This window comes from Sulfurovum sp., assembly GCF_041551015.1.
Taxonomy (GTDB): Bacteria; Campylobacterota; Campylobacteria; order Campylobacterales; family Sulfurovaceae; genus Sulfurovum.
The window spans coordinates 1-10,782 of the sequence record NZ_JBFENQ010000056.1; the positions used below are offsets into that span (position 1 = coordinate 1).

Annotated in this window: 11 protein-coding genes and 1 pseudogene; all 12 read right to left on the reverse strand. The window is 37.4% G+C overall.

Features of this window, described 5'->3' with window-relative positions; genetic code table 11:
- On the reverse strand, positions 1-635 hold a 635-nt coding region (locus ABZC96_RS05130), incomplete at its 3' end, for a UbiA family prenyltransferase (protein ID WP_373029553.1).
- On the reverse strand, positions 635-1,606 hold the full coding sequence (coxB, locus tag ABZC96_RS05135; RefSeq protein WP_373029554.1) for a cytochrome c oxidase subunit II: 972 nt from the start codon (positions 1,604-1,606) through the stop codon (positions 635-637). The genes ABZC96_RS05130 and coxB, both read right to left, overlap by 1 nt.
- 12 nt (positions 1,607-1,618) lie before the next feature.
- Positions 1,619-1,948, reverse strand: a complete 330-nt coding sequence (locus tag ABZC96_RS05140) for a cytochrome C oxidase subunit IV family protein (RefSeq protein ID WP_373029556.1) — start codon at positions 1,946-1,948, stop codon at positions 1,619-1,621.
- Complete coding sequence (locus tag ABZC96_RS05145) at positions 1,938-2,627, reverse strand: cytochrome c oxidase subunit 3 (RefSeq protein WP_373029558.1); 690 nt, start codon at positions 2,625-2,627, stop codon at positions 1,938-1,940. The genes ABZC96_RS05140 and ABZC96_RS05145 overlap by 11 nt, the downstream gene beginning before the upstream one ends.
- Positions 2,627-4,282, reverse strand: coding sequence for a cbb3-type cytochrome c oxidase subunit I (locus tag ABZC96_RS05150; RefSeq protein WP_373029559.1), 1,656 nt, complete (start codon positions 4,280-4,282; stop codon positions 2,627-2,629). The genes ABZC96_RS05145 and ABZC96_RS05150 overlap by 1 nt, the downstream gene beginning before the upstream one ends.
- Entirely contained in the window at positions 4,275-5,069 is a 795-nt protein-coding gene (locus tag ABZC96_RS05155) for an SCO family protein (RefSeq protein ID WP_373029561.1), read from the reverse strand. The genes ABZC96_RS05150 and ABZC96_RS05155 overlap by 8 nt, the downstream gene beginning before the upstream one ends.
- Before the next feature lie 296 nt (positions 5,070-5,365).
- Entirely contained in the window at positions 5,366-6,406 is a 1,041-nt protein-coding gene (locus tag ABZC96_RS05160) for a D-alanine--D-alanine ligase (protein ID WP_373029562.1), read from the reverse strand.
- A gap of 9 nt (positions 6,407-6,415) precedes the next feature.
- Positions 6,416-7,534, reverse strand: a complete 1,119-nt coding sequence (gene carA, locus ABZC96_RS05165; protein WP_373029564.1) for a glutamine-hydrolyzing carbamoyl-phosphate synthase small subunit — start codon at positions 7,532-7,534, stop codon at positions 6,416-6,418.
- Positions 7,534-8,085 carry a DUF507 family protein gene (locus ABZC96_RS05170; RefSeq protein WP_373029566.1) on the reverse strand — a complete coding sequence of 184 codons (552 nt, stop codon included), beginning with the start codon at positions 8,083-8,085 and terminating at the stop codon, positions 7,534-7,536. The genes carA and ABZC96_RS05170 overlap by 1 nt, the downstream gene beginning before the upstream one ends.
- Before the next feature lie 105 nt (positions 8,086-8,190).
- Positions 8,191-9,441: an adenylosuccinate synthase gene (locus ABZC96_RS05175; protein WP_373029568.1), complete on the reverse strand. Its 1,251-nt coding sequence runs from the start codon at positions 9,439-9,441 to the stop codon at positions 8,191-8,193.
- Between the two features lie 5 nt (positions 9,442-9,446).
- Entirely contained in the window at positions 9,447-10,292 is an 846-nt protein-coding gene (locus tag ABZC96_RS05180) for an ATP phosphoribosyltransferase regulatory subunit (protein WP_373029570.1), read from the reverse strand.
- Positions 10,293-10,782, reverse strand: a pseudogene (locus ABZC96_RS05185) (alanine--glyoxylate aminotransferase family protein); the annotation flags it as partial. It abuts the gene before it with no gap.

Sequence of the window (10,782 nt, forward strand, 5' to 3'; positions counted from 1 at the left end):
AGCATTAACCATACAAAAGTAAGTCTTTGTAGAGTACCCTCACCAAAGAGACGCATCGCTGTTGGGTAGCCACCATCCTTATAGTCACCATGAAAGAGCATCACAAGTAACCAAAAATGTGGTACTTGCCAAATGAAATAGTACACTGCCAAAGCAATGAACTCTAACTCAAACAATGTATGACCAGCAACCAACCATCCAATAGCAGGTGGTATGACACCAAGGAGTGCTCCTGGTACTACAGCCAGTGCAGATCTTTTTTTAAGCGGAGTATACATTATGTTATACCAAAGAAATGCAAAAACAAAAAAGTTGATACCTGTTAATCCTAAAAGCGTATAAATAAGACCTAAAGAAAGAAGTATCAATACTACAGCGATAATAACTCCAGTACGTGGTAACATACGACCAGCTGCAATAGGACGATTTTTTGTTCTTGCCATCTTGGAATCTTCTCTATACTCTTGTACTTGATTAAGAGTAGAAACGCCCATGGCTACTAAAAGCACAGAGAAGGTAGCAAGAAACATATCTAAACCAATCTCTCCCTTTGCCATAATATAGGCAAAGAGTGCAGATAAACTCACTGCAAAGGAGAGAACAAACTTGGTGACTATAAAAAAGTCTTTTATCATTATTTACCTGTTTCCATGTATTTAACGAGTGTTGCAAGATCTTCAGCTGGGAGATTAAACGCTGGCATAATACCTGGGTAGAATCCTTCTGGAACATCTTTATCTGGATTAGTGATCGCATCAGCAAGATACTTAGAGTCATACTTCGCTCCAATACCTTTAAGAGTTGGTCCAACCAAAGTTGCATCAGTATCAATTGAGTGACATGAAGCACATCCATTTTGTGCATAAAGTGCTTTACCATCTTTAGCAAAGTTACCTGCTGGTGTATCTTTATCTGTACTATTGAACCAAGCTTCATAATCAGCTTTTTCCATAACAACAATCTTAGAATACATGTATGAGTGGTCTGTACCACAGTATTCAGCACACTCTACATCATACTCACCAACTTTTGAAGCGTTGAACCATTGTTTTGTCGTACGACCTGGTACAACATCTTCTTTCATACGGAAAGCTGGTACAAAGTATGCGTGAATAACATCATTTACTGGTGCTGTCATTCTTAAGATAATGTTAGTATTTACAGGAACATACAGAGCTGACATACCCATAGTACCTTTTTCTTTATCATAAACACCGCCTATTTTATGAACGTGTCCACTTGCGTTAGCTGGGTATTCATATTTCCATTTCCATTTAGAACCTTCAACATCGATCACAATACTTTGTGACTCTGCTGGCATTGTTCTAAACATTTGCATTGTTGTATTACCATAATAAAAGAAAACCATTACAGCAGCTACAGGAATAGCTGTCCATATTATTTCCAATAATGTATGGTGTGTTAAAGTACCAACATCTTCATTTTTAACTTTGTCTGCACGGTATTTCCATGCAAAATAGATCATTGGTACAACTACAGATAAAAACAATAATCCTGAAATTATAAAGTGCACAGCAAATGCTGTGTCCATATCAGCATTAAATGTTGATGCACTGTCGTTAAATCCTTGTAATGTATTACTCATAAAAACCTCTTCTTAATGTGCTGTAGGAGCAGTAATGTGACTTTCAGCTCCATATTGGAAATTTGGTACATCTATACCAATTACTATAACAAAGAATACTGTTACAAGAAATAGTGCGAACCACACCATTGCTCCGATAAGTTTCTCACCTTTTAAGTGCATATAGTAGATTAAGATCAACCAAGCTTTTACAACTGCAATAAGCATTTGTGCTAAAAATGTTGAACTTTGCATAAATAAATGCGGCTGTACGAATGTTACAGCCGTCAATAACAATAATCCTATAAGTACTTTATAATATACTTTTTTCTCTTCTTGATAATTTACTATTTTAGTGTCCACCTGTAACTCCTCCTGCTCCGATCATATAGTAATAAGGGAATACGAATACCCAAATAAGGTGTACGATGTCCCAGTATAGTGCAATATTCCAATGTAGTATATGGTGCTCTTGGCTTACTTTTCCAGCATTAATACGCTTAAGTAACCAAAGCATAAGACCAATACCAATGATAATATGGAATCCATGGAGTCCAGTCATTGAAAAGTAAAGACCAAAGAATAATTTTTGACCAAATGGTAAAGATGACTCAGGTAATAGCTTATCATGCATCAAGAAGATACCATGATTATATTCAGCTGTCCATTCAAACCCTTTGATTACCAAGAAAGCAACCGCTAATATGATAGTCGCCCAAATCATAAGCTTAGCACCTTTTACATCGCCAGCTCTTATCTTAAGAAGACCTAGACCCATAGTAAGCGCAGACACGAGTAAGATCACTGTGTTTGTACCACCAAGTAGTCTATTTAAAGATGCTGACGCATCTAAAAAGTCTTGTGGGTGAAGTGCATTATAGTATGCCAGTGCAAGAAACATTGCACCAAACATCATTACCTCTGTTAACATAAACAGCCAGAAACCTAGTTTCCCACCGTAAAAGTCATCCTGCCATCCTTGAACCTCATGTTGGTTCCCCTCGCGGTCTGTCGCGATCTCAGGTACATATTCGTGTGACATTAGTCTATCCTTTGCATAGTTTCATAATTAAATTTAACCACTGGCTCGCCATGGTGATACTCATATGGATCAAAATCAACATAAGGTACTTTTGAGTGGTTCTCTAATGGTGGTGGTGAAGATGGCATGTGCCATTCGAGTGTTGTTGCACCCCATGGATTCGTTCCAGATTTTTCACCATATCTCCAACCTTTATAGAATATAACAAACATATAAACCATACCACCTGCTGTAAGGATTGCACCAATACCTGCAATTTGATGATAAATCTCAAATTCTGGTAAGTAGTCAAAGTAACGTCTTGGCATACCATAGTAACCAGCGATAAACATTGGGAACCATAAAAGATTCACACCTACGAACTGGATATAAAATGATATTTTAGCTTGGAAATCACTATACATTCTACCTGTAATCAATGGGAACCAGTAGTGCATACCTGCGAACATCAACCAAACAACACCAGATAAGATAGCGTAGTGGAAGTGTGCAACAGAATAATATGTATCCTGTAAGTGAATATCCATACCGATCATAGTAATCGTAACCCCTGTAATACCACCGATAGCAAACATAATAATAGTTCCGAGTCCCCATAACATAGGTGCTTTTAATACGATCTTACCTTTATACATTGTAGCAACCCAGTCATAGAACTTAACACCTGTTGGGATAGCAACAAAGAAAGTTAGGAATGAGAATACTGTTTTTGCGATATCTGACATACCTGATGTAAAGAGGTGGTGACCCCATACTAAGTAACCAATACCAGCAATAGATGCTGAAGAAAGAGCGATCGTTCTGTATCCGAAAATCTCTTTTCTTGAGAACGTAGGGATAATTTCAGACATGATACCAAATGCTGGAAGAATCATAAGATAAACAGCAGGGTGAGAGTAGATCCAAAATAAGTGTTGGAACAATACTGGATCTCCACCTTTAGCTGGGTCAAAGATACCAATACCAAAGTGCTTTTCTAAAATAGCCAATACAAGTGTAATACCTACAACCGGTGTTGCTAGAAGTTGGATCCATGCTGTAGCATAGATACCCCATACAAATAGTGGCATTTTGAAGAAAGTCATACCTGGCGCTCTAAGTCTATGGATAGTAACTAGGAAATTAAGTCCAGTAAGGATAGATGCAAAACCAAGAATAAATGCTGCTACAAGTGCCATAATAACATTTGTATCTGTATTCATTGAATATGGTGCATAGAATGTCCAACCTGTATCTGCTACACCTTCACCTATAAATAATGATGCAAGTGCAACCAGACAACCAACTATGTACAGCCAGAATGTAGCCCAGTTAAGTCTTGGGAAAGATACATCTTTCGCACCGATCATAATTGGCATAACGATGTTTCCAAATATAGCCGGGATCCCCGGGATAATGAAAAGGAAGATCATAAGTACACCGTGAAGTGTAAATGCCTGGTTAAAAGTGTCTCCATCCATATATTGTGCACCTGGTGCAAACAGCTCTAATCTCATTGTTAATGCTACTGCAACAGCAACAAAAAAGAATGTAAACATTACAGCAGCATACATTAAACCAATTCTTTTATGGTCAATTGTAAGCATCCACTGCATGAATGTACTTTTTGGGTGCCCAATGGCACAGTGTGTTTCGTCGAAATAAGTTTTACTCATCTAATTTTCTCCTTTGAATTTGATGTTCTTCTTGGTCTCTTCTTCCTGCTTTTAAAAGCCAAATAAAGAAGAGGATTGTAATCGTTAATATAACTATTGCTGCTATCTTCTCCCAGGCAAAAACATAAGTTTTACCTTTAGGGTCATAAGAAAAACAGTAAAGTAAAGTTTTTGCTATAGTTGGCCCCACTCTACCTTTAGCAGACTCTAGTACCGCCATCTTTACATCAAAAGGAAGTTGCTCAATACCATTAAGGTATCGTGTAATTTTTCCTTCTGGTGATAGAATGATAAGTGTTGATGCATGTATCCAGTCAACAACGCCAGCTTCTGTAACCGTTTTTTTATACGAAAACCCAACTTTATCGGCAATAATAGCCGAAGAATTATTTTCACTTAATAAAAAATGCCATGCATCTTGTACATAAGGTCTACTCATAGCTTTATGATACATATCTCTTTTAGCTTTAGCTAAAGGAGGTGTCTCATCTTGTGCAAAACTAATAGTTAATACCTTATAGTCAGTATTTTCAGACAAATCAAGTCTAGAAAATAATTTTGCCATATCTGCAAGCTGAGGGCCACAAATACCACCACATCGGTAGTAGTTTAAAGAGATAATAGTTGGCTTTCCATCCATATACTCTTTAAGTGTTTTACTTTTACCCTCTTCATCTATAAATGTCAAATCAAGCGGTACATATTCCCCTAGCTTTTCATTCACACCTAAAGATTCTGCTTGTAGTACAGTTAACAACAGTAATACAAGCATCACAATTTTCTTCATATACCCTCCCTATGGTTATGTCCATATTTGTAAAAATACGCACTAATTCTAGTCCAAAATCACTTAAATGGCAATGAAATATATAGTTTATATTTCATTTAATACATAATTAACACTTTTGTGTTACAGAAAGAAATTTTTTAAATTTTATATAAGATTTTATTATTATTTATATAATGTCAAGTACATATTAAAAAGAGTTATATTTTTTATGATGGGGGAGGAAAGTTTACACTTTCCTTTTTTCTTATTTTACAGTATGGGTAATTCTAATATAGTACGATATTTGGAAGAGTTTACGCTTTTCCTTTTGCACTTTGGATGGAATGGATGTATTGGTAATCTACAGCAATATTTTGTTCTTTAGGTAAGTTGCTAGAGAGTCTTTGTACCATACCTTCAAAATCATCAAACAGATAATTCGCCATAGAACCTGGAATTGGATTGATCTCATTAAGAAGAACTTCACCATCCACCACAAAAAAATCACAACGTATAATGCTTCCTTTAAAAAGAGGATCATATATTTTTTTAAAACTCTCTTGGATCTTCGCTTTTAAATCATCAGAGATATCCGCTGCTAAAACTTGAGAATCTCTGGAAAAATCCATATATTTTTTTTCAAAATCCAAGAACTCTTCTTTATGTGGCTCTTCCACGATAGAAAGTTCCCACTCGTTTGTGTATGATCCTGCTTGATTAAACTCTTTCACACCTTCGATAAAAGGTTCTATGATCACATCTGTGTCAAATTCAAAGGCAATATCAAGCGCGTAATCAAGTTGGGAAGCCTCTTTTACAATACTCACACCAATGCTGGAACCTAAACGTACAGGTTTGATAATAACAGGGTACTCCATAGAAATTTTTCTCTCATCATTTTTTGAAAGATATTCATAAGCTACTGTTTTTACACCTAGACTCTGGGCTAAGAACTTTGTATAGAGTTTGTTATAAGAGAGTGCTGAAGCTTCCATACGAGGTGAAATAAAAGGAACTTGATAGAACTCCATCATAGAGGCTATCTTTCCATCTTCTCCATCTCTTCCGTGTATAAGATTTAGTGCTACATCAAAATCTACAGTTTTACTCCCGAACATCCCATCTATTTGGAAACCACCACTTTTCAGGGTCAACTCTTTAGATTTTTTGTATTCACCTGATGAAAACAGTTTAGAGTTTATTTTCTGTGTATCTATAAGATAAAATTTTCTATCACTGCTTACAAAGATATACGTCAGTGTAGAATTTTTCAACACTTTTTTCATTGTTATAGCAGAAACAATGCTTATTTCATGTTCATAGCTGGATCCACCAAACAAAATAGCTATTTTCATCTGTCTTCCTTAGAGCATTTTGGCAAATTCGCCAAAGATATATGCACTTTCATGTGGTCCAGGACTTGCTTCTGGGTGATGCTGTACTGACATAGTTGGAGAATCATTATATTTGAGTCCTTCTATTGTATTATCAAAAAGGTTTACATGCGTAACTGTTGCTACTTCAGTAATGTTCTCTGGAACATTGTAGTTGTGATTTTGTGCGGTAATCTCTACTGCACCTGTTATTTCATTTTTCACAGGATGGTTTCCGCCATGGTGTCCAAATTTCAGTTTATACGTATCATAACCATGTGAGATAGAAAGCAACTGGTGTCCAAGACAGATACCGAAAAGTGGTACTTTATGGGCAATAAGTTTTTTGATCTTCTCTTGTTCCTCTTTTAAAATAAGCGGATCCCCAGGTCCATTTGAAAGAAATACACCATCAATCTCTTTTGCATCAATCTTAGCAATGATATCTTCAGCTAACATAGAGTTAGGTACAACCGTTACTTCCATCCCTGCATGGGTAAGTTCATTTAAGATATTTCTTTTTATACCAAAATCAAGTGCAATGATCTTTTTTGTTGTTTGTGGTGCATTGTATTGGAAAGTATCTGTATTGTAACGTGCCTCAGTATGCACATAACTCTCTTTTGTACTTACCTCTTCAATGTAATTCACCTCTTCAATACGCGGTGAAGATTCCAGTACTTTTTTAAGTTCATCCTGATCATGTATTTCTGTAGAAGCTATCATCATCATCGCACCTTCGTCTCTGAGCATTTTTGTTAAAAAACGTGTATCTATCTCAGTAATACCCAGTACATTTTCTCTTTTCAACAAGTCTGCCAAAGTCTCTTCACATCTAAAGTTAGAGGGACGATCCTGATAACTACGTACGATGATACCCTTACAGTGAGCACCTTTACTCTCCATATCTTGTGCATTACATCCTACGTTACCTATCTCAGGCATCGTAAATGTCACAAATTGTCCTGCATAAGAGGGGTCTGTAACGATCTCTTGGTATCCTGTAAAAGATGTATTAAAAACGATCTCTCCTACAGATGTACCCTTTGCGCCAAAACTTTTCGCTTCAAGCAGTAATCCATTTTCAAAATATAAAGAAACCTTTTGCATTACAGCATTCCTCTTTTGGAAAGTTCTTCTTGATAGAATCTTTCATAAAGGAGTTCATAATCCTGGGAACCAGGAATCACTTCTTTTTCCATGCTTCTTATCTTTGTATAGACAATATCATCTATCTCATCATAGGCATCAGCAAAGGCTTTAAAAGATTTAAAGATCACATTCTTTACTTGGTTTTCATTTACCGTATATTCTGCAAGGTAATTTTCATACAATTCATCCAAGATAAGGTGTGCAAGGTCATTGTATCTGTCATCATAATTCATGATCACACCATGCTCTGGAGCCATTTTCTTTTTGATCATAAAAAAGAGTTGTCTCTCATCTGCATGTTGAAACTCTATCTCATCATAATTTTCATCGAGGATTTTTTTGACTTTTTCATCAAGTGCATGCTCTTTTGCAAGGTTTTCATCTATGATCTTTTTTGCTGCTTCAACAACCGCTTCTCTACCCTTTGGCAGAGTGACAAAAGGTGCATTGGCTAAATCTATCCCGATTTTTGTTGCTACATACCCTGTTTGTTGTGGTTTTAATCTCATGCTATTAATTCCTTTTCTTTATTTTCTAAAGCGACTTGTCGCGTGAGCTCACTGCTGAAGTGAACCCAATGTTAACGTAGCTGGTGGAGCTTTACTCTCTCAGCATTATCTTATAATAGTATCTTCACGCTCTGGACTTGTGGAAATGATCCCCATCCTAGTCCCTATCATCTCTTCAAGTGCCAAAATATATGATTTTGCCGTATCTGGTAAAGCATCAAATTCTCTTACACCCTCTGTTTTGTCCCATCCCGGAAAACTTTTATACACTGGTGTTGCATCATCAAGTTCATAAGGTACATAGTTAATTTCTTTACCATCTACTTCATAAGCTACACACACTTTTACTTCATCAAAACCATCCAGTACATCCAGTTTCATAAGTGCAACCTGGTCTACACCATTCACACGTACTGCGTGGCGCATAGCTACGGCGTCAAACCAACCACATCTTCTAGGACGTCCCGTTGTCGTACCGAACTCATGTCCATTTTTACGGAGGGTGTCACCTTCTGCACCAAAGTCTTCACTTGGGAAAGGACCATTTCCTACTCTTGTACAGTATGCTTTGGCAATACCCGTTACTTTTCCAAGATCTTTTGGATTAATACCAAGACCAGAACAAGCACCTGCACTTACCGTTGTTGACGAAGTAACATAAGGGTATGTACCATGATCGATATCAAGCATCGTACCCTGTGCACCCTCTAAAAGGATCTTTTTACCATCATCCATGATCTCCCACATCATTTGTGTTGTATCTGTGATGTAAGAGCCAAGTACTGCTTTATACCCTTCCAACTCAGCTAAAAGATCTGCTTTATTTGGTGCCTCAACACCCATAGCATCAAAGATCGGTTGGTTCATTTCAAAGAAGTCTATGATCTTAGCTGTAAGTTTCTCAGGATTTAACAATTCGCCAAGTCTATGTCCTACTCTGGCGATCTTGTCTCCGTAGGCAGGTCCGATACCCTTACCTGTTGTACCTATTGCATTATCACCCTTCAAACGCTCTTTGGCTTGATCGATGAGTGCATGGTAAGGTAAAAGTACATGTGCTTTGTCTGAAAGGAAAAGTCTTCCCTCCAAGTTATCAAACTGCTCCATCTCTTTGATGAAGTCTTTTGGTGAAAGTACAACACCGTTTCCTACAATATTTTTGGCTTTAGTGTTAAGTACACCAGAAGGGATAAGGTGAAGCGCATACTTCTTGTCACCAATAACAATCGTATGCCCAGCATTGTGTCCACCTGCAAAACGACATACATAGTCATGTGTTTGTGCCATATGGTCAACAATCTTTCCTTTTCCTTCATCTCCCCATTGGAGACCTACAATTAAATCTGCTTTACTCATTTACCTTATCCTCTATTCATTTTTTTACTGATACACTCATCTGTATAGAGTGCGAATCCTGCTGCTTCTACACCATCAATCGTGTAGATCCCACCCATTGCCAAAAGACTATTGCCTTCAAACATTCTAAATGTCAAAGAGTCATAGTATCTCATTTTTGCATAAAAAAGTGGTGATATAACCATATTGTTATACGCTACTTTTTGTGTCGCATCTTTGATCTTTTCAAGTTCTACTTTGATATCATCAGGGAACAAACTTAGATCATTCAGGTCATTCACACTGTTGATTCTTACGAGTTTTTCTATCCAAGGCAAATCAGCCGCCATGATCTTCTCAATGTTCATTGTCTTCAGTACATCTAAAGAGACCCCATATTTTTCATTTAAAATATGTGGGATACGTATATTCGCTATCTGCATAACTGGTTCCGCCCCGATCTGCGCTAAAAGAGTTGTGGTGGTTTCTGCGATCTTCTCAAAAGTACCGTCGATCACTTCTGCCCCGATCTGATACTGCTCTCTTGTCGGGAACGTTACCGTTGGCTGGATATAAAACCACTTTTTAGACTCTGTACTCCGCCCCAATCTTTTTGTCACGATACGTACAACATCTGCAGTAGAATCGGCACGCAATGTCACTTCATGGTTCTCTTCATCATTAAGTCTTACCAAGAGCTTTTGGTCATCGAAACATTCATGTTGATGATAAGAAAAGAGTGGTGTCACTATCTCTTCAAATCCAAGAGAATCCAAAGTTCCGCTTGCTATACTTTCGATCTCTCTTTTTATCTTGGCACTTTCTCCAAAATAAAGTCTACTCCCGCTAGGGATCTCGTGTTCAAATATCATCTAGTTACTCTTCTTAAAATATGTTTCGTTAAAGACACGGCTGGCTGTACCATCAAACTCTCTTCTACCTATATCAGCCAATGCCAACTCTATGGCATTTACTACCCATGCAGACTCATAGACAGGTATAATCCCCATCTGATTGATACGGAAAAGTTTACCTTTGAGATGATCTTGACCACCTGCCATGTTTACACCGTATTTTGTTTTGAGTAGTTTGCGTATAGGCTCTGCATCTTCATCAAATACTGTACTCATCGATGGTGCTGGTGTCTGTGGATACATAGAAAAACCTATCGCTTCAAGCGCAGCTTGTGTTGCCGCTGCTCTTGCTGCTGTATTTGCATATAATGCATCGATTCCCTCTTCATCGATCGCATCAAAGATAGCATTGAGCCCTATGATAAGTGTTGTTGCTGCTGTCCATGCAGTAGTATTTTTTTGCTGTTGTTTAATTTCTGTTGCAAGATTAAAATAATAATCTTCACCA